The 17,847-nt window shown below is 59.3% G+C and carries 25 protein-coding genes and 3 pseudogenes; 12 read left to right on the top strand and 16 right to left on the bottom strand.

Features of this window, described 5'->3' with window-relative positions; translation table 11 throughout:
• Positions 1 to 660: 660 nt before the first annotated feature.
• From NMG70_RS05625 to NMG70_RS05610, 4 genes are all read left to right on the top strand, one after another.
• Positions 661 to 2,148 carry an ATPase domain-containing protein gene (locus NMG70_RS05625; RefSeq protein ID WP_254023607.1) on the top strand — a complete coding sequence of 496 codons (1,488 nt, stop codon included), beginning with the start codon at positions 661 to 663 and terminating at the stop codon, positions 2,146 to 2,148.
• Positions 2,148 to 3,188, top strand: coding sequence for a sensor histidine kinase (locus NMG70_RS05620; RefSeq protein WP_254023606.1), 1,041 nt, complete (start codon positions 2,148 to 2,150; stop codon positions 3,186 to 3,188). Before NMG70_RS05625 ends, NMG70_RS05620 begins: the two co-directional genes overlap by 1 nt.
• 85 nt (positions 3,189 to 3,273) lie before the next feature.
• Positions 3,274 to 4,368 carry a sensor histidine kinase gene (locus tag NMG70_RS05615; RefSeq protein WP_254023605.1) on the top strand — a complete coding sequence of 365 codons (1,095 nt, stop codon included), beginning with the start codon at positions 3,274 to 3,276 and terminating at the stop codon, positions 4,366 to 4,368.
• Positions 4,369 to 4,511: 143 nt separating this feature from the next.
• Entirely contained in the window at positions 4,512 to 5,237 is a 726-nt protein-coding gene (locus tag NMG70_RS05610) for a DUF4336 domain-containing protein (RefSeq protein ID WP_254023604.1), read from the top strand.
• Positions 5,238 to 5,258: 21 nt separating this feature from the next.
• Here the strand turns inward: NMG70_RS05610 and NMG70_RS05605 are convergent, their stop codons facing one another.
• From NMG70_RS05605 to NMG70_RS33205, 5 genes and pseudogenes are all read right to left on the bottom strand, one after another.
• Entirely contained in the window at positions 5,259 to 5,684 is a 426-nt protein-coding gene (locus tag NMG70_RS05605; protein ID WP_254023603.1) for a hypothetical protein, read from the bottom strand.
• Positions 5,681 to 6,100 carry a recombinase zinc ribbon domain-containing protein gene (locus NMG70_RS32850; RefSeq protein WP_367185503.1) on the bottom strand — a complete coding sequence of 140 codons (420 nt, stop codon included), beginning with the start codon at positions 6,098 to 6,100 and terminating at the stop codon, positions 5,681 to 5,683. The genes NMG70_RS05605 and NMG70_RS32850 overlap by 4 nt, the downstream gene beginning before the upstream one ends.
• Positions 6,101 to 6,244: 144 nt before the next feature.
• Positions 6,245 to 6,921: pseudogene (locus NMG70_RS32845) on the bottom strand (recombinase family protein); the annotation flags it as partial.
• 85 nt (positions 6,922 to 7,006) lie between these two features.
• A complete protein-coding gene (locus tag NMG70_RS33210; protein WP_254023612.1) occupies positions 7,007 to 7,114 on the bottom strand; it encodes a DUF2924 domain-containing protein in 108 nt (35 codons plus the stop codon).
• A complete protein-coding gene (locus tag NMG70_RS33205; protein WP_254023611.1) occupies positions 7,101 to 7,175 on the bottom strand; it encodes a hypothetical protein in 75 nt (24 codons plus the stop codon). The genes NMG70_RS33210 and NMG70_RS33205 overlap by 14 nt, the downstream gene beginning before the upstream one ends.
• A 107-nt stretch (positions 7,176 to 7,282) precedes the next feature.
• On the opposite strand from NMG70_RS33205, the gene NMG70_RS05585 reads away from it, so the two are divergent.
• On the top strand, positions 7,283 to 7,549 hold the full coding sequence (locus NMG70_RS05585) for a hypothetical protein (RefSeq protein ID WP_254023602.1): 267 nt from the start codon (positions 7,283 to 7,285) through the stop codon (positions 7,547 to 7,549).
• Complete coding sequence (locus NMG70_RS05580) at positions 7,546 to 7,902, top strand: hypothetical protein (RefSeq protein ID WP_254023601.1); 357 nt, start codon at positions 7,546 to 7,548, stop codon at positions 7,900 to 7,902. The genes NMG70_RS05585 and NMG70_RS05580 overlap by 4 nt, the downstream gene beginning before the upstream one ends.
• 50 nt (positions 7,903 to 7,952) lie before the next feature.
• Here the strand turns inward: NMG70_RS05580 and NMG70_RS05575 are convergent, their stop codons facing one another.
• Both NMG70_RS05575 and NMG70_RS05570 read right to left on the bottom strand, forming a co-directional pair.
• On the bottom strand, positions 7,953 to 8,123 hold the full coding sequence (locus tag NMG70_RS05575) for a hypothetical protein (protein WP_236372122.1): 171 nt from the start codon (positions 8,121 to 8,123) through the stop codon (positions 7,953 to 7,955).
• Between the two features lie 294 nt (positions 8,124 to 8,417).
• Positions 8,418 to 8,897 carry a TspO/MBR family protein gene (locus NMG70_RS05570; RefSeq protein ID WP_254023600.1) on the bottom strand — a complete coding sequence of 160 codons (480 nt, stop codon included), beginning with the start codon at positions 8,895 to 8,897 and terminating at the stop codon, positions 8,418 to 8,420.
• Positions 8,898 to 9,092: 195 nt separating this feature from the next.
• Here NMG70_RS05570 and NMG70_RS05565 point away from each other — a divergent pair, with 195 nt between their 5' ends.
• Positions 9,093 to 9,683, top strand: coding sequence for a recombinase family protein (locus tag NMG70_RS05565; RefSeq protein WP_367185501.1), 591 nt, complete (start codon positions 9,093 to 9,095; stop codon positions 9,681 to 9,683).
• Positions 9,650 to 9,775, top strand: coding sequence for a recombinase family protein (locus NMG70_RS32835; protein WP_367185502.1), 126 nt, complete (start codon positions 9,650 to 9,652; stop codon positions 9,773 to 9,775). The genes NMG70_RS05565 and NMG70_RS32835 overlap by 34 nt, the downstream gene beginning before the upstream one ends.
• Here NMG70_RS32835 and NMG70_RS05560 read toward each other — a convergent pair.
• Both NMG70_RS05560 and NMG70_RS05555 read right to left on the bottom strand, forming a co-directional pair.
• Complete coding sequence (locus NMG70_RS05560; RefSeq protein ID WP_254023599.1) at positions 9,762 to 9,950, bottom strand: hypothetical protein; 189 nt, start codon at positions 9,948 to 9,950, stop codon at positions 9,762 to 9,764. The two genes, NMG70_RS32835 and NMG70_RS05560, sit on opposite strands and share 14 nt — an antisense overlap.
• Positions 9,951 to 10,033: 83 nt before the next feature.
• Positions 10,034 to 10,234 carry a hypothetical protein gene (locus tag NMG70_RS05555; protein ID WP_077380193.1) on the bottom strand — a complete coding sequence of 67 codons (201 nt, stop codon included), beginning with the start codon at positions 10,232 to 10,234 and terminating at the stop codon, positions 10,034 to 10,036.
• Positions 10,235 to 10,743: 509 nt separating this feature from the next.
• Between NMG70_RS05555 and NMG70_RS05550 the strand changes: the two genes are divergently transcribed.
• The 3 genes and pseudogenes from NMG70_RS05550 to NMG70_RS05540 all read left to right on the top strand — a co-directional run bounded on the left by NMG70_RS05550 (position 10,744) and on the right by NMG70_RS05540 (position 11,956).
• The gene (locus NMG70_RS05550) at positions 10,744 to 11,088 is read left to right on the top strand and encodes a hypothetical protein (protein ID WP_254023598.1); all 345 of its coding nucleotides are present in this window, start codon (positions 10,744 to 10,746) and stop codon (positions 11,086 to 11,088) included.
• A 149-nt stretch (positions 11,089 to 11,237) separates the two neighbouring features.
• Positions 11,238 to 11,675 (top strand): annotated as a pseudogene (locus NMG70_RS05545) (Ros/MucR family transcriptional regulator); the annotation flags it as partial.
• A gap of 83 nt (positions 11,676 to 11,758) precedes the next feature.
• Entirely contained in the window at positions 11,759 to 11,956 is a 198-nt protein-coding gene (locus NMG70_RS05540; RefSeq protein WP_254023613.1) for a hypothetical protein, read from the top strand.
• Between the two features lie 410 nt (positions 11,957 to 12,366).
• Here the strand turns inward: NMG70_RS05540 and NMG70_RS05535 are convergent, their stop codons facing one another.
• From NMG70_RS05535 to NMG70_RS05525, 3 genes are read right to left on the bottom strand one after another with little or no spacing between them, the layout of a single operon-like run.
• The gene (locus tag NMG70_RS05535; RefSeq protein WP_367185500.1) at positions 12,367 to 12,846 is read right to left on the bottom strand and encodes a 4a-hydroxytetrahydrobiopterin dehydratase; all 480 of its coding nucleotides are present in this window, start codon (positions 12,844 to 12,846) and stop codon (positions 12,367 to 12,369) included.
• Positions 12,847 to 12,897: 51 nt separating this feature from the next.
• Positions 12,898 to 14,541 (bottom strand): chaperonin GroEL, encoded by a 1,644-nt coding sequence (gene groL / locus NMG70_RS05530; protein ID WP_254023597.1) that lies wholly within the window; start codon positions 14,539 to 14,541, stop codon positions 12,898 to 12,900.
• Positions 14,542 to 14,591: 50 nt separating this feature from the next.
• Positions 14,592 to 14,906, bottom strand: a complete 315-nt coding sequence (locus NMG70_RS05525; protein WP_254023596.1) for a co-chaperone GroES — start codon at positions 14,904 to 14,906, stop codon at positions 14,592 to 14,594.
• Between the two features lie 536 nt (positions 14,907 to 15,442).
• Between NMG70_RS05525 and NMG70_RS05520 the strand changes: the two genes are divergently transcribed.
• Complete coding sequence (locus tag NMG70_RS05520; RefSeq protein ID WP_254023595.1) at positions 15,443 to 15,697, top strand: hypothetical protein; 255 nt, start codon at positions 15,443 to 15,445, stop codon at positions 15,695 to 15,697.
• Positions 15,698 to 15,818: 121 nt separating this feature from the next.
• Here NMG70_RS05520 and NMG70_RS05515 read toward each other — a convergent pair whose 3' ends face one another.
• From NMG70_RS05515 to NMG70_RS05500, 4 genes and pseudogenes are all read right to left on the bottom strand, one after another.
• Entirely contained in the window at positions 15,819 to 16,256 is a 438-nt protein-coding gene (locus tag NMG70_RS05515) for a hypothetical protein (protein ID WP_095492058.1), read from the bottom strand.
• A gap of 303 nt (positions 16,257 to 16,559) precedes the next feature.
• Positions 16,560 to 16,684, bottom strand: a pseudogene (locus NMG70_RS05510) (IS6 family transposase); the annotation flags it as partial.
• A 230-nt stretch (positions 16,685 to 16,914) separates the two neighbouring features.
• The gene (locus NMG70_RS05505) at positions 16,915 to 17,322 is read right to left on the bottom strand and encodes a hypothetical protein (RefSeq protein ID WP_254023594.1); all 408 of its coding nucleotides are present in this window, start codon (positions 17,320 to 17,322) and stop codon (positions 16,915 to 16,917) included.
• Between the two features lie 21 nt (positions 17,323 to 17,343).
• A partial coding sequence (locus NMG70_RS05500) for a protein-L-isoaspartate O-methyltransferase family protein (protein WP_436798353.1) occupies positions 17,344 to 17,847 on the bottom strand: 504 nt, incomplete at its 5' end.

The raw sequence follows: 17,847 nt of genomic DNA, 5'->3' as shown, positions 1-17,847 counted from the left end.
CACCCATCTCTCGGGAAGGGCACTCCCGGAACGTTCTCTGCGTAGACTTGGCGGCTCAGAAACCCCGCAGAACTGCTGGCTTTCGGCCGAAAGCTGGGGACTGTTGCTGGTAGTGAAGGTGCCTTTTTTGCTCTCTGTCAGCCCCTATTCTCCAAAGCTGGGGAGTGCGCCTTTTTACTCCCTAGCTTTCCTCCATTGAAATCACAGGGTTTTCCGGCTCGAGGCTGGGGGTCGTTTGGTGCAACGGGCCGCTATGCGGAGAACACAGAAAGCAAACCGACCGGTGACCAATTAGTCAGCCGCTTCGGCCTAGGAGCAGGGCTCCGGTGCCGAACGGGGGGCCCAACGGACAGTCCGCTCTTGATTTGAAGTATGAAAAGTAGCCGTTCAAGGCGAGCGGGCCGCTCAGCGACTCGTACACTCTGTCGGCGGCCGGATTCCGGTAGCCAGGATCGCAATGCGGCTCCATACGGCTGCCGCGTCACGTGTTGAACATCTTTGGTGCCGCTACGAGCGGCTGGGCCGCGTGGAGGCGAACTGCGACTTCGTCCGCCGCAATAGTCCGTCCGACCATATACGGGCGTGAGAACGGCATATCGGGCGTACGGAACTATTGAAAATGCTGGCCGTTAGGGTGTTCACCAAGCCGAAGGGGCCAACGTGGAAACTGACGACGCTTCACCGATAGTCACAGGAGTTGAAGGCCTCGATTATGTCCTTCGAGGTGGGTACGCCAAGTTCCGATCTCATCTCGTCGAAGGCAGACCCGGCTCGGGAAAGACCACACTCGGGCTGCAGTTTTTGCTCAATGGCGCGCAGAACAAGGAGAGATGCCTCTACATCACACTATCCGAAAGTAAGCGCGAGCTGCTTTCGGTCGCGAGCCGACATGGCTTGAGCCTCGATGGCATAGAAATCCTAGAGCTTGTCCCTCCAGAGCTTAGCCTCGATCCATCCCAGCTCCAGACATTGGTTCATTCTTCCGATCTCGAGCTTGGTGAGACCGTGCAATCAGCGCTGGCGGAAATCGAGCGCCTCAAGCCAGACCGTGTCGTGTTCGATTCGCTATCCGAAATCCGTCTCTTGTCACAAGGCTCGTTGCGCTATCGGCGGCAAGTACTGGCACTTAAGAGCTTTTTCCTGCTCAGCAATGCAACTGTCCTATTGCTCGATGACCTGACCGCAGGACATGACGATCTAAATTTGCACTCGATCAGTCACGGCGTCATTAGGTTGGAACAGCTGTCGCCGGTGTACGGCGGAGAGCGACGGCGGCTGCGCGTCATCAAGATGCGTGGGGTACAAATCCGCGGTGGCTACCACGATTTCGTCATTCGGCCGGGCGGCCTGACCGTGTTTCCCAGGCTTGTCGCTTCCGAGCATGAGCTGGTCGAGTATGGCCCGCCTGCTTCAAGCGAAACTTCAATTGACAACTTGGCTGGCGGAGGCTTGGAGCGCGGCACCAGCACCCTGCTTATGGGTCCCTCCGGGGTGGGAAAATCAACCATTGCCAGCGCTTATTGTCATGCTGCGCTCCTCCGAGGCGAGAGCGTCCTGGTGCTCTTGTTCGACGAGACAAAACGAATCTTCATGGCGCGCGCTTCAGGCCTCGGCATGAATCTGGAGGCGTTTGCCGAAGAGGGCAGATTGTTGCTGGAACAGATCGACCCGGCGGAGCTTTCGCCTGGTGAGCTGTCGGCGCGCATTCAGTCCGCCGTCGAACGGTCCAATGCAAGGATCGTCGTCGTCGACAGCCTCACCGGCTACCTTAACACCATGTCTGGAGAGCAGCATCTCGTGCTTCAAATGCACGAGATCCTTACTTATCTCAATCACAAGGGAGTGGTTACAATTCTGGTTTTGGCCAATCATGGATTGATTGGCCAGGTGGCAGCTCCTGTCGAAATGACGTATCTCTGCGATTCCGTCATGCTTTTGCGCTTCTTCGAGAGTGGCGGTCGCTTGAGGCGCGCTATTTCGGTCGTAAAAAGGCGCGTAGGCCCGCACGAAGACACCATTCGTGAGTTCAAAATCACCGCCGCTGGATTGGCTGTGGGTGAGCCACTGGAGGGTTTCCGAGGCATCCTTACGGGCGTGCCTTCATTCGAGGGCAAGAAGGCCGACCTTCTCGAAGGTGAGCCGTCCTGATGACACTGGACCCGGAAGTTCTTGTGCTTGCGCCGATAGGGCGTGATGGCAAGATTGCAAGTTCGATCCTCGCTGCCAGTCGGATCAGTTCATGCATCTGCTCGAGTCTCGACGAAGCAATGCCGCTTCTGGACCGCGCACAATGCCTTGTCGTTGCCGAGGAGGCACTGATCAGCGCCGATCGCAGTCTGTTTGCAGCTTGGCTCGAGAATCAGCCGGCGTGGTCAGATTTTCCAATCGTGCTTCTGACAATGCGTGGCACCGAGTTCGACAAGCGTCTTGCGTTTCTCGATCGTCACCTGATCGTGCTTGAACGGCCGTTTCTGGCCTCGAGTTTCGCCAACTCTGTGCGATCTGCTCTGCGCGCCCGCGCCCGCCAGCTCGAGGTCAAGTCCTATATCGAACAGAAGCAGGAAGTGACCCAGCGGCAGAACCTGCTGATCCGGGAACTGCATCATCGCGTCAAGAATACGCTGGCCAATGTTAGGGCCATGATGGGCGCAACGGCCATGTCAACCGATAGCGTTGAGGAGTTCGTGCGTAATTTCTCGGCCAGGATCGTCTCACTGGCCGAAACGCATTCGATTTTGACGGACGACTACTGGCAGACCGCCTCTTTGAACAAACTTCTTGAGGGGGAACTGCGACATTACGAGACAGACGACAGCCCACGTATACGGCTTGAAGGACCGAACGTCGCGCTCATTGCCGACATTGCCGTACCGGTCGGCATGGCCCTCCATGAGCTTGCCTCCAATTCGGCGAAATTCGGGGCGTTGTCTCGGCCTGAAGGTCAGCTTGCCGTCTGTTGGTCCGTCGGCAGTTCTGGTGCTGGGCAGACGCTCAGCCTCGCCTGGCAGGAGCGCAACGGACCCCCGGTTCAGACGCCGAAGCGGCGGGGTTTTGGCACCGCGCTTCTAGAAAAGGTGGTACCCGTGCAATGTGATGCCAAGGTTGAACTCGACTATCAACAAGATGGCCTGCGCTTCACCTTGGTTCTACCGCTACGCGAGACAAGGCTCGTGCCTTCCTACTCGTGAACCTCACCGCGGCTTCAAATTTGGCGATGGCCGGTTGAGCCCATGACTGGTACTGTGCTTTTCAGGGAAAAGAACGGGCCCCGAGATGACATCGGATTCAGAGAAGGCCGTTGAGCAGTTGCTCGATACACCCGATCTTGCCACCGCGCTGGAAAGCGATCAGTTCAAAAAATTCCTCGACCAGGTGCCAATCGCGATTGCTGTTTCGGACTTGAGCGCGAAAGAGCGCGTGGTCTATGCCAATCCGGAATTCGAAAAACTGTCCGGTCTAACGGCGGCCGCGCTTACCCGGCAGAATTGGGCAGCACTCCCTGGTATCGGCCTCCATCAGCACCAGGACCGGCCACTTGGCGAAGCCGTGGTTGAGGGGACCGATTTCGTCGGCACCTTCCGGCTGGAGCGCGAAGCGGACAGGGCCGTGATAACTGACGTTTATTCAAACATCATCGTGGACGACGATGGCATGCGGTGCTTCCGGTTGGTGGCTCTGGTCGACGTGTCAGCCCATGGTGAAAATGATGACGGGCGCCCGGTGGAGGAACTCGTTCGCGAGAAGGACACGCTGCTGCGCGAACTCCAGCATCGGGTGAAGAACAACCTCCAGATGATCACGGCGTTGATCCGTCTCGAAACCCGCAACGCCACGGAGCCCGATCAGCAGCGGTTTGAGAGGCTCGCCGGGCGTGTCGACGCTCTGGCGATCCTCTACCAGACGTTATCGGCCGACGAACAGAAGGATGAAGTCGACCTTGGCGTCTATCTCAGCCAGATCGCGTCCGCGGTGATGACTTCGCATGCCGTAGAGGGTATTCGCCTCGACATGAAAGTGGACACATATCCGGTGTCGATCAACGTTGCCATGCCTGCGGGACTGGTCGTGAACGAACTGCTGACCAACGCTTTGAAGCATGCGTTCCGAGGGCGTGAGGGAGGCACGATAACGCTGCACAGCGTCGTAGATGGCGACGGCTGCCGGGTCATCGTTGCCGACGATGGTATCGGCCTGCCGGAGGGCGAATCATGGCCCAAGACCGGCAAGCTTGGCGCGCTGATCGCCCGCTCGTTAGCCGAGAATGCCAAGGCGCAGTTCGACGTAAAGTCGAGTGCTGGCGAAGGGACTGCGGTCACTATCATCTTTAAGCGATCCGAGGCAGAAAGCTCCGCTCTGAAATCCATCTGAAGTGCTGCTGCTCGACAGTTGTTACGCTGCAAGGCTAGTTCGGCTCGACCTACCGCATCAAGGCGCTTAGCCGCAGCGCGCGTGAAGCTTCCTGCCTCTGCGACGGCGTGTTGCGCCAGCTCCAAGCTGAATGGAGCACAACCATGAAACCCGAAGACGCCACCTACCCTCCTCTTGATGTCGCCAAGCCTGTCGCCCCTGGGATCTGGATCGTCGACAGCGGACCGCTGAGCGTGATGGGCATTCCAGTCCCGGTGCGCATGACGGTTATCCAGCTCGGGAATGGCGGTCTCCTGCTGCATTCACCAACACGGTTCGTTTTTGAGCTGAGAAAGCAGCTCGAGCAGATTGGTCCGATAGTGCATCTGGTTGCACCAAACAGTGCCCACTGGACCTTCCTCAAGGAGTGGCAGAACCATGTGCAGGGAGCGTCGACTTGGGCCGCTCCGGGCTTGCGCCATCAGGTCCGTCGGGCTGGCGTCAGGATCGATCACGATCTGGCCGCAGCGGCGCCGGAAGCCTGGTCGAAAGATCTCGATCAGGTTGTCGTTCCAGGAGCCGGTGGGTTCACCGAAATCGCGTTCTATCACAAGAACAGCCGAACTATGGTGCTTACGGATCTAGTTCTGAATCTCGAGCCGGAAAAGCTGCCGTTCATCATCAGGCCGGCGGCGCGCCTCTTAGGCGTCACGGCACCTGTGGGGAAGGCCCCCATTTACCTACGGATGATCATCAAACGGAAGAAGGCGAAGGCGGCCGCGGAGCGCCTCGTGGCTTTTCAGCCAAAGCGCGTGATCTTCAGCCATGGCCGGTGGTTCCACAAGGATGGGACACAATTACTTCGCCAGTCGCTGGCCTGGCTTCTCTGAGGGCGGCCGCAGGGAAGATTGTCAGCAGCAAGTAGCCATCAACTCCCGTTGCCGTTCCCATTCGACGGGCAAACCCCTGACGAGCGCCTGGAGCTGAACTCCCATGGACTGCCGTCCGTCGAGTATCGCTTCGACCAGATCGGGCGCGAGCAGCGTCAACTGGAGCACGTGGGAGACGAAGGAGCGGTCAAGCCTTTCGGCCGCGGCAAGTTCGATCACTGTGGCGAACTCGCCTGTTTCCAGCATGTGTTTCCACCGGAACGCCCGCGCCAGCGTTCGGATCAGAGTGTTGTCTATGCGTGGCCGTGCTGGGTTCCATTGCTGTGCGCCGGCGGGCGAGATGATGATCTTGCGGCCACCACGCTTGCGCAGGGTCAGCGGCAGATGGACGGTGAGCGATTTGCCGTCAGGGCTGAGTTCGGCATATTTGGCCACTGACGGCATCATGCAGTCCTCCTGTGCTCCGGCTGCTGTCGCAGCTCCGTCGCGAGGCTGGCCATGCCTTCCGTGCGAAGCCGGATGGAAATGCTCTCGACGGCGACATCCACCCGCTCGACCAGAAGCTGGACGATGCGGGCCTGCTCGGCCGGAAAGAGCTCATCCCAGAGTGGATCCAACTGGACGAGGGCTTCACGGACCTCGGTTTCAGTGATGCTGGAATCGTCCTTTCGCGTGGCCATCCAGGTCTTTACGGTCATCTCGGGCGTTCGAAGCAGCGCCCGAAGCTGGTCGATGACCGCAGCCTCGATCTCGCCTGCCGGCGCACGGCGAACCGGGCATGTCTCCGGTCCGAGCTTCTGCACGCTCGTGGTGACGTAGTAGCGGTAGAGCTTTCCCTTCTTGCGGGTATGGACAGGTGTCATGGCGTAGCCGCTCGGAGCAAAGATCAGCCCCTTGAGCAAGGCTGGCGTCTGCCTGCGGGTCTGTCCGGCCCGCTTGCTCGGGCTTTCCGCCACGATCGAGCGGACCTTGTCCCAGAGTTCGCGCCTGATGATCGCCTGATGCTCGCCAGGGAAGCTCGCACCCTTGTGGACGGCGTCGCCGATATAGACCCTGTTCGAGAGAAGCTTGTAGAGCAGGCCTTTGTCGAAGGCCTTCCCGTTCTTGCGCCTGAGACCCTCCGCATTCAACGTTCGCGCCAGGATGGTTGCCGAACCTATCAGCAGGAATCGCTCGAAGATCGAGCGTACAATGGCTGCCTCGTCCTCTTGGATCAAAAGCTTGCGGTTCTCGACCCGGTAGCCAAATGGAACGTTGCCACCCATCCACATGCCCTTTCGCCTGGATGCAGCGAACCTGTCCCTGATGCGCTCGCCGATGACCTCGCGCTCGAACTGGGCGAAGGAAAGCAGGATGTTCAGCGTCAACCGGCCCATGGAGGTCGTGGTGTTGAAGCTCTGGGTGATCGATACAAAGGTGACGTTGTTCGCCTCGAACAGCTCGACCAGCCGGGAAAAGTCGGTGAGCGCCCGCGAGAGCCGGTCGATCTGTAGACCACCACCACGTCGACCAGGCCGGCTTCGACATCGCGCAGCAGCCGCTTCAGGCCGGGGCGTTCCAAGGTGGCGCCGGAGATGCCGCCATCGTCATACCGATCAGGCACCAGAACCCATCCCTCAGACCGCTGGCTGGCGATGTAAGCCTCACAGGCCTCTCGCTGGGCGTCGAGGGAGTTGAACTCCATGTCGAGCCCCTCCTCCGAAGACTTGCGGGTGTAGACTGCGCAGCGCAGCTTTCGCACCACCTGCTTTTGTCGGGTGAGTGCACGTTCATTGCGCCCTCCCCCTCTGGCTCTTCAGGCCGAAAAAGACCAGGCCGTTCCAGCGTGTGCCGGTGATCGCGCGAGCGATTGCCGAGAGCGATTTAGGGCCTGCCATCATATTCGTAGCTGTCGGCCAGGACCGTCGCGCAATGTTCCACCCCCTGCCATTCGCGCATCAGCCTGGTGCCGGCGACATTGCCGGCATGCTCGGTATCGATGCGAAGACGCTGCGCAGCACTATAAACACGAACTGGCCTTTGGCCACACCAAGGCCAATGCCAAGGTGGCGGAGAACCTCTTCCGCAAGGCAACGGGCGAAGGTCGTGAATCGGTCATCGCCGCGATCTTCTGGCTCAAGGCACGCGGCCGCTGGAAGGAGACCTCCGTCAACGAGCACTCAGGCCTGGACGGCAAGCCGATCGAGCAGGTGCATGAGATCCGCCGCATCATCCTGTGCGCTCCGGATCCTGCAAGCTTGGGCAAGACTCCTGCCGGCACGCCGCCAGCGAACAATCCCGTCACCTTCTGGGACGCGGACCGGGCCGAATGAGCCCCGATATCGAAGTTCCTCTGGAAAACCGGCCACTGAGCTCCAGGGTGGAGGCGCTGGCCGGCTTCGGGCTTAGCACGGCCGACATCGCCTGCGTGCTCGCCACAGACGAGCAGGACCTCAAGGCGACCTACGCCCATGAGCTCGAGAGCGGCGCCATCAAGGCCAACGCACGGGTCGCCGAAAGCCTCTACCGCAAGGCAACCGGTGAAGGTCGGGAGGCCGTCACTGCAGCGATCTTCTGGCTGAAGACCAGGGCGCGCTGGAAGGAGACCTCCATCCATGAGCTAGAGGGAAAACTGGACACATCAGTGACCTTCGTCACCACCTACGAAGATATGAAGCTCCTGTAGGCGGCACGCCCGGCTCGTCGAACGGCTGGTCCGCTCATTTCCCGCTCGGATCATTTTTCGTCGGCGAGGGTATTCTCAATGGCAGCGATATTGAGCTCAAGCATGGCCACTCGTTGAATCGTGCTGGCGCTCGGTATTGTGTTCTGCTCGGCGGCGGCGAGAAGTAGATCGCGCTGCTCGTCCTTGAGACGTTTTGAGAGCGCTGTCAGTTTTTCGTCCATGTTAAAACCCCAATGATCCAGAGTGGCTATAGGACACCGGCTAAGCACGCTCAAGACCGCGCGTCAGCAGACCTGAACGGAGCGCAGGCTATTTCCCCGGTAGGCCAGACATGAGTTGCTGATGTGCGTCGCCTACGAGGCACCCGATGCCGATGACCAAGACGATCAGGATGCCTTGATCGAGTGGCACAATCAGTCGCGCTCCGAGGTCACCGGGTACTAGGGCCTGAACTTCAAGAAACCACCCCAAGCCCTCTTCAGTGCAAGGCGGTCGTCGCACATTCCAAAATAGCGTCAGTTGAGTCGATCGATTTCCCAGTTCAATGCTGCCGCGAAGCTGACCCACAACAGGTAAGTCCAAAGTAGCATCGAGGCCGTCGGATCGATCTGCCAGAACGCCAGGATGGTCAGGACGATCGCAAGCCAGAGAAGCGTGATGACCACGAGGCCACCTCGCGGGCTGTGGAATGAAAAGAACACCCACGACCAGGCCGCGTTGAGCGTGATCTGAATTAGAAAGATCGCCACCGCAAAGCTGATCCAGTCGGCGTTAGCTTTCAGCACGCGATAGAAAGCATAGGCCATCATCAGGTACAGCGTCGTCCACACCGGGGCAAATACCCAATTCGGTGGGTTGAAAGAGGGTTTGGTCAGGTGGGCGTACCATGTCGGTACGTTGGGAATGGTAGCGAGATTGCCGGCAATTGCCGCCGCCGCGACCGGCACGATAGCCGCCAGAATGAGAAGAAGCGTGCTCGTCCCCGGATTGATCATGATGCCCCTTGTGTTGAACAGAGACGCAGTAACGCTGGAGGGGTCGGCGAAGTTTCACCGCCGCAGTCGCAAACCCATATGTTGCGTGGCGACAAAGCCTACCCGGCTAAGACCAGAAAGAACTTGCCTTGATGGGGCCGGCGAGCAAACTGCAAACGGTGGTTTGCAGTTTGCACACCCCTTGGGAACAGCAACATGCCGACCGCAGTCGCGTATTATCGAGTTTCCACACAGCGGCAAGGACGTTCAGGCTTAGGCATCGAGGCCCAGCGTGCCGCGGTCGCCCGCTTTGCCGAGACCGAGGGAATGATCATCCTCCAGGAGTTCACCGAGATCGAAACCGGAAAGGGCGCGGACGCTCTTGATCGACGCCCGCAACTGACCGCCGCCCTCGTCCTTGCCCGACAGCTCAAAAGCCCGGTCGTTGTGGCGAAGCTCGACCGACTCTCGCGCGATGTCGCCTTCATTGCCGGCCTGATGGTCCAGCGCGTTCCTTTCATTGTGGCCGAACTCGGTGCCGATGCCGATCCGTTCATGTTGCACCTCTATGCCGCGCTCGCCGAGAAAGAGCGGCGAATGATCTCGGAACGAACCAAGGCCGCCCTCGCCTCGCGCAAGACCACTGGCATGAAACTCGGCAACCCGACCAGCACCGCTGAGGCCGCGGCGAAAGGCCGGAAGATGTCGATCGAAGAAGCCGACCGGTTTGCCCAGACCGTGCTGCCAATCATCGCTTCCTTCAGCGGTCGGGCATCACCAGCCTACGTGGACTGGCAATCGCTCTAAACAACCGCGGCGTTCCCACAGCGCGCAATGGCCAATGGCAGGTGTCGAACGTGCGCAACGTTCTCGCGCGGCAATCCCCTACTCTTTTATAAGCGGGAAATAGCCACCGGCGCTCCCTGCCTTGCGGACGATCGCGCTCGTCGCTCTCGTCACCTTGATGACGTCCATGGAGCCGAGCTTCGGCACCTCCGACAACGTCGCCAATGTCACGCGCAATTTCGCGCCTTGCGCCAAGCGCCTTTGCGGCAGGGTCTTTGCCGTCGTCAAGAACGTCGTCGGCTTCCTCGCCGTTCGCAATGCGCGTGACGCGGACGGCGTTGCCGATCACGTCGGCTGGGCGCTTCTGGCCTTTAGGTTGGCTTGGCAACGTCGTCGCCCTCCACGGCACGCTCAAGATCATCCAGTTCGGTCAAAGTGCCGTCGCTGGCATAGATGTGGAATTTGATATTCCCCGCTTTGAGTTCGCGCGCTTGGTTTACGGCCTGCCTGCTGGACAAGTCATTGACCATCAGGACATTCGGCTCCTTACCGAGCTTTATGGAATAACTCATTGCCCCTGCTCCTGCTCCTATGCATTGCCCTAAGCATATAGGAGCGGGGCCGGAACCGACAACGGCGCGGTGCGGGATGTGCTCTCTGCGGATCGCGATGAAAAATCCCCGTCCGCGAAGCATGATCTCTTGACATCCATGCCGCATGGCGAACTCGTCGAGCAGGCCAGCCAGCCGCCGGTCGCAGCCGCTGGCTCCTCTCCCAGGTACAATGCCGGTGCCAAGCTAACCGCGCCCCCCTGTGGTGAGCTTAAATCAAACCCGCTGCCCTCCCCCTCCGGCAGCGGGTTTTTTTATCATCTGGACCTAGTTTGATAACCCGCGATCAGGCCAGCGTTCACGACGAGGTAGGCGCGAATTGGCGCCGAGTTATTAAACGGGCAGCGCAGGTAGAATCGACTCGTATGTACGGAACCGATACACTATATGCGGAGGGTCGCCGTGACCTACATGGCAAGCCGGCGATTGGAAGAGTCGATCACGCTTTCGCCCAACAAGGGAGAAGCGATTTGAGCTTCAACCGGGTAGCGGATCCAACGCAGCTTTCAATGCTGGCCACAGTGGTCGACGAATATTGCGATCAGGCTGGGATAGCAGTTGGCGATCCGGCCAGGGAGCGTATTGGCCGTCACATCATCGAGTTATTCCGAAGCGGCATGGATAAGCCAGACGAGTTGTTGTTGGCCTTAGACCATCACTACGACGAGTGGCTTGGTGAGGGTGGCCTGCCGTCGTCTCGTGCCGAGCAAGCCGCATCGCTGGCCTCTGACGCTGCTCCCTCCCCTGCGGATCACCCGTCGATGTCGCCGCTACGCTTCCCTCAGCGAAAAACCCTGAAGAAGCGGGGCTTCTAGCTTTCCGGAAGTGGCCGCTACTACCGCATACCGCCACGACACAACTGCGTGTTAAACAGCAGGCAGTCATGGCACGGCGCCGAGCCGAGCACGACGTCCACCAACGCCTCGCCTAGTCTCGGTTAGGAACAGCAAAAGGATTTGATGAATTGACCGAAGAAGCCGACCGTCGCGCTGCCGAGCTAGCTGAACTTACTGCCGATGTTGTAGCTGCGTTCGTGAGCAACAACTCGGTGCCCGTCGCTGGACTGCCGGATCTGATTAGCATTAGTTCACTCGTCGCTTTCGAATCTTAGCCAGCCGACGATAGTTGAACAGCGGCCGCTCGTCCCCGCCGTCAATCCGAAGAAATCGGTTACCCCAGACTTCATTACCTGCCTTGAAGACGGCAAGAAATTCAAATCGCTCAAGCGGCATCTAGCCACCCACCATGGCATGACCCCGCCGAATTTCGAAGCAAGTGGGACTTGCCGGGGGACTACCTTATGACGGCGCCCAACTACGCCGCCCAGCGCTCGGAACTGGCGAAGTCTATTGGGCTAGGCCGCAAGGCTGCCGCGCCTGGTGCCTGCAAAACGGAAAGCAAAAGCGTAAGGTCCTCCAATGTGGCCGCGTTGAGCGCGACTCAATCGCGGTCATGTGCTAAGTTTCCACGCTGGAGATGGAACAAATGGAGCGGCAGCCACTGCCCAGGATGAACGACAACGGCAAGGCGGACGATCAATTAGCCGCGATGGTTGCTGCCTTCTTCGCTTCGATCAATGACCTAGATGCCCCGGCTGATCTACTGGCTGCTTTCCGTGAAAAGGTAAACCGCGCCAAAGATCGAAACAACGGCAGCGGCCGACACGCTCCTGACGTTGAATGACTAAGCCGCCCGCTCTTGCCGACAGGTCTATTTCCGCGACCGCGCAATGACTGGGCGCTTCTGGCCTTTAGGTCCGGTCGGCATCTTTGAGGGCCTTCATGGTGCTTTCGATAGTTCCGTCGACCTTGAGGGTATGTCCCTCATCGAAGATTATGTGCGTAATCGTATGTGTCGCGTCCGGTCGCATAAACCGAATTGTTCGGGGTTCACCCAAACGATGGTCTGTGTATCCACGTTAACAAATCGGCAGAACTGCGCCATGAAACCACCTATGCATTGCGCTAAGCATATAGGAGTTTGGGCCTGCTTCCCGGCTCGGCTCGATAACCGTGATCTGAGTTACGGGCTGATTGTCGGTTCGGATGTGTGGCATAAACGACCTCGCTTGATTGGCAATGGATTTTGCCGTGTCACCGCTGGCGGTCGAGGGGCCGGCCCGAGCGATCGAACACCCGGTCGATCTTGCTCGCCATGATGAAATCGTTCTCGTGCAGTCCTTTTATCTTCTTGGTGCTCAGGGAAACCGTCACATAACCCCAGCCGAAGCTGATGTCGGGGTGATGGCTTTCGGTTTCGGCGAGCTCACCGATCTCCTGAACAAGGGCGAGCGCGTCCCGGAAATTGCGGCATCGAAAGCTTCGCTGGATGCGGTGGGCATCGTCACCCAGCTCCCAATCGGGAGCCTGTGCCTGGAAGCGTTGGGCTTCATCACGCGTGAGCGGCGGGACGCCGCCGCGACAAGGCGTACATGTTTTCTCGGCAAGAGTGTCGGTCATGTTCTTGTCTCCAAGACCATTTTTAGCAGCAAATACGACAGCGACGAGCCTATCGATGGATCTCCCGAACACGATGTCGAGCGAACCGATGATCGCCGAGATATCGGCTCGCATGTGCCCGCGTCGCTGGCCTTCCGTCGTCCTGGCTATAGTCTCAGGCGCCGCTCAGTAGTCCATTCCGCCCATTCCGCCCATACCTCCTGCGCCACCCATAGCGGGCGAAACCTTCTGCGGAATGTCCGCGATCATTGCTTCAGCGGTGATCAGGAGCGCGGCAATCGAGCCGGCATCCTGCAGGGCCGTGCGAACGACCTTGGCGGGGTCGACGATACCGGCCTTGATCATGTCGACATAGTCTTCGTTCTGGGCGTCGAAGCCCTGATCGTGATCCTTGCTGTCGGAGAGCTTGCCGACGACGATCGAACCTTCAACGCCGGAATTCTCGGCAATCTGGCGGATCGGCGCTTCAAGTGCTCTCAGCACAATCGAAATACCTGCCGTCATGTCAGCATTCGCGCCAGTAAGCTCAGTCAAAGCTGCCTTGGCGCGCAAAAGCGCAACACCGCCGCCGGCAACGATGCCTTCTTCCACGGCTGCACGAGTGGCGTTCAGCGCATCATCGATGCGGTCCTTCTTTTCCTTGACTTCCGTCTCGGTCGCGCCGCCGACGCGAATGACGGCAACGCCGCCAGCCAGCTTCGCCAGCCGCTCCTCGAGTTTCTCCTTGTCGTAATCCGAGGTCGTTTCCTCGATCTGCAACTTGATCTGCTGGACGCGCGCCTGGATGGTGGCTTTCTCGCCGGCGCCGTCGATGATCGTCGTCGTATCCTTCTCGATGAGCACGCGCTTAGCCCGCCCGAGCATGTCGATCGTGACGTTCTCGAGTTTGATGCCGAGATCCTCGGAAATCATCTGGCCGGCGGTGAGCACGGCAATGTCTTCCAGCATCGCCTTGCGCCGGTCACCGAAGCCTGGCGCCTTGACGGCCGCGACCTTGAGGCCGCCGCGCAGCTTGTTGACGACCAGCGTCGCCAGCGCCTCGCCTTCGACGTCTTCCGAGATGATCAGCAGCGGCTTACCGCTTTGCACCACAGCTTCGAGGATCGGCAGCAACGCCTGCAAATTGCCGAGCTTCTTCTCATGGATGAGAACGTAAGGGTCCTCCAGCTCCGCGCGCATCTTCTCGGCATTGGTGACGAAATAGGGCGAGAGATAGCCACGGTCGAACTGCATGCCTTCGACGACATCGAGTTCGGTTTCGGCTGTCTTGGCTTCTTCGACGGTGATCACGCCCTCATTGCCGACCTTGTTCATCGCCTTGGCGATCATGGCGCCGACCGACGCGTCGCCATTGGCGGCGATCGTACCAACCTGGGCGATCTCGTCCGAAGATTTGACTTTCCTGGCCCTGGCTTGAATGTCCTTCACCACGGCAGCCACAGCAAGGTCGATGCCGCGCTTGAGATCCATCGGGTTCATGCCGGCGGCAACGAATTTGGCACCTTCGCGCAGGATGGAAGCGGCCAGCACCGTGGCTGTCGTCGTGCCGTCACCAGCAAGGTCGTTGGTCTTCGAGGCCACTTCGCGCACCATCTGGGCGCCCATGTTCTCGAACTTGTCGGCAAGCTCGATTTCCTTGGCGACGGCGACACCATCCTTGGTGATGCGCGGCGCGCCATAGGCCTTGTCGATGACGACATTGCGGCCTTTGGGGCCGAGCGTCACCTTGACGGCGTTGTTCAGAATTTCGACGCCGCGAAGCATCCGGTCGCGGGCATCGGTAGCGAATTTGATTTCCTTGGCAGACATGATTTTACGTCCAGTTCAGTCTTGAAATTGCGGGATCGGAAATCGCCCGGTCAGGCGGCTTTCTTGGCCGCTTTGGTCTTCTCGACGATGCCCAAAATGTCGCCCTCCTTCATGATCAGGAGATCCTCGCCGTCGATCTTGACCTCGGTGCCGGACCATTTGCCGAACAGGATGAGATCGCCGGCCTTGACGTCGAGCGGGATCAGCTTGCCGCTCTCGTCACGCGAGCCGGGCCCAACGGCGATCACTTCGCCTTCCTGAGGCTTTTCCTTGGCGGTGTCGGGAATAATGATCCCGCCCTTGGATTTGGTATCGCTTTCCGCGCGCCGAATGACGACGCGGTCGTGGAGTGGCCGGAATTTCATTGGGGGTTCTTTCTGCCGCCGCACATAGAGCGACTGCAACACTTAACATAGCCCCTTTGGCACTCGAATGATAGGAGTGCCAAATTTTTAATTCCTCAAGCCGAAAATATTTGAAATGTAAATCAGTCGTTGTTACCGGCGCTTTTGGCCGTCCGAAAAGCGGAGCAATAAGCAATTTTATTGTAATTCATCCCTCTTAATTTTTCCGACAACAGACTATATTAATCCGCAATTACGAACCAAACCTATTGAGCCTTGATTTAATGTGCATCGAGACATTTATATAGATTGCGTGGATTTGGCCGATTTGGCTTTCGCGGTCCCGATCGACATAGGTCCGCGACCTTCGACCCGCCATGAAGCACCGAATTTTCCGACAGCGAATGTATAGCGCTTATTCGGCGCGCATGTCGCTCTGTTCGAGCCTTTGAACCACGGCGTTGACCACGGATGTACTGGCAGCATTGGGACCTTTCCGGTTCGGATGGAAAAGATGCAGGAGGGGCGTCGGCGTGCTCCTGCGGAAAGCCGCACCCATGGCCAGTCGCACCACGCAGACCGTCGTTCACTTTTCATCCGCGTTCCGGCTGCCGGGTTTTGAGGCGCCGCAACCTGCCGGAGACTACCGCGTCGATCACGACGAGGAATCGATTGAGGGGATCCTCAGGCTTGCCTGGCGACGCGTCGGCGCGTTCATTCACCTGCCGGCAATCGCCCTGCAGAGTTCGGCGCAACAGATGGTGCAGCTCAGCCCAGCAGTTGACGCCGCTCTCGAAAAGGACCTTGGATAATCATGACCGCACCATCGCTCATTCAACGCAGCCTTCCCGCGTGGGGAGCGCTTGCCTGCGCTGCGGCGGCGGCTTTCAATGCGAGCCCGCTTCAACAATGATGCCGCGAAGCGTCGCCGGCTTATCCGACGAACGCCTCACGCATCCGAGCGAACATGCCGGGCTGTCTCCCGGCAATCGCCGCACGGATGTGACGGGCGGCCGTTGCGGCGGTCACCGTCGCGCCGAAATGGCAATAGCAGATGATCTCATGCAATTGCCTGTCGGTCAGTTCGAAGAACCGCTTCGCTTCGCCGTAGTTGTCGTTTTCCAACCCGGCGGCGCGGAGGACAGGATCCTCGAAAGCGACTGAGATCGGCGAGCCGTCGCCGCGCATGGCCCCGCGTGCTCTAACCGGCTGATACTCGGTCTGGTGCAGCGTCGAGAGGCGCCGGTCAGGGTTCCGTTCAAGGAGCTCCGCCCAGCGTTCAAGACGTTCGCTGCGCGACATGGCCTGGCGCGGGTAGGCCTGATCGATCTCGGCGACGATCTGCAGTTGCTCGATCGTCTGGTGTTTCATTTTGGCCTCCTATTCGGACGATAGTTGGTCAACCCATATCCTTCTTATGCCTGCAGCCAGCGTGACTCCAACGGATCGTGAAGTCCAATCACGATGATGCCTGGAGGGCTTCGTTCACGCAGATGTGGAGGCTTCGCAAAGATCCAGCCATTAATTTGGCGAACGCGGTCAAATGCGCGGCTGTTCGACGCTGTCGGTCTGGAGTCCGTGCCGATCGAGGTGATCGACGGGCAGAATCTGTGCTGGAGTAGCCCGGCTCCATCGCTGGCCGGGCAGCGGGATCAAGGGAGTGGCAGTTTAGCTTCGAAACCGCCGAAGGCCGGGCTGATGCGAGTTCTCCGCCCGGTCGTTGGGCCCTTGTGGCTCCAGTGTACGACTTCCGGCATGACCTGGCGCCTGGCTACTCCGTAGGATCGCAGTTTGTCCGTGTCGAAACCATTATCGAAGTTATCCGGCCCGATGGCGGAGTGTTGCGGATTGCGCGCGATCCAAGGACCGGTCCGTCCAACAAGTTGAGCGGAAGCCATCTCAAAAACGGTCCAGGCTGTGCGTCGTCAGGATGGTAGCCGAGCCAGCGAAACAGCCAATCAGGTGTCCCTTCCTTCGACCTTTAGAGACTGAGCAGTCAGCTGCCGCCAAGCGAGAATGACGATCGCTCTCATTGCTGCGGCGCTGGTATCGGTGTGCCGCCAAACCAACCAGCCGCATAAGCAATCACGACCAATACCACGATCACGGCTACCACGCCGTACCAGAGGCGCCTGTCCTTGAGATCCATCGTTACCTCCTGCCCGCTACGTGTTGGCCACTGGGCGAATTCCTTGAGCCTTTGGCCGTCATTTCCCAGATGAGCGACCCATTTGCCCTCTGGTAGGCACACAGTAGGCTGGATAAGGGTCTTTGAGAAGCGCGCATACGACCGCGCCGGCATGATCGCCAGCGGCTGCGACCGGCGGCTGCAGGCGTGCTCGACGAGTAGCGTTGCGGCATGGATGTCAAAAGATCGGCGATGCCATCCAGCGCCCGTGTGATCGATGCGGCGCGCGTTATCCTGATCTTCCAGCACGGCTCCGCGCAGCCGCACCCCTCATGTGACCGTTTCGAGCCGACTGAACCGAACTGGGATGAGTTTCCGAGTCTTGAGTTGCCCTGCCGCGTCCTTGTCGATGACAGCCAGCAACTGGACTTCTTCAGATCCAACAGGCAGTACCAGGCGTCCCCCTGGCTTGAGCTGCTCAAGCAAAGCCGGCGGCGTCCGTTCAGCCGCCACGGTGACCAGGATCTTGTCGAATGGGGCGTGCTCAGGCCAGCCGCGAGACCCGTCTCCGACACGAATGCCGACATTGGAGGTGCCGAGGCCCTGCAGGAGAGCCCCGGCATGGCTTGCGAATTCCTCGATGATTTCGACGCTCCAAACTTGCCCGGCGAGTTCCGCGAGGATTGCGGCTTGGTAGCCCAGGCCGGTGCCGATCTCGAGCACTGCCTCGTGCGGTCGGGGAGCAAGGAGATCGGTCATGAGAGCGACGATGAGACCGGTAATTTTGCTGGGGTAAATTCCGCCCCTTGATCGAGGTAATCCATTCGATCGTCG

The sequence above is a fragment of the Mesorhizobium ventifaucium genome (genome assembly GCF_935822925.1).
Taxonomy (GTDB): domain Bacteria; phylum Pseudomonadota; class Alphaproteobacteria; order Rhizobiales; family Rhizobiaceae; genus Mesorhizobium; species Mesorhizobium ventifaucium.
This window is presented reverse-complemented; position numbering and strand designations above follow the sequence as displayed.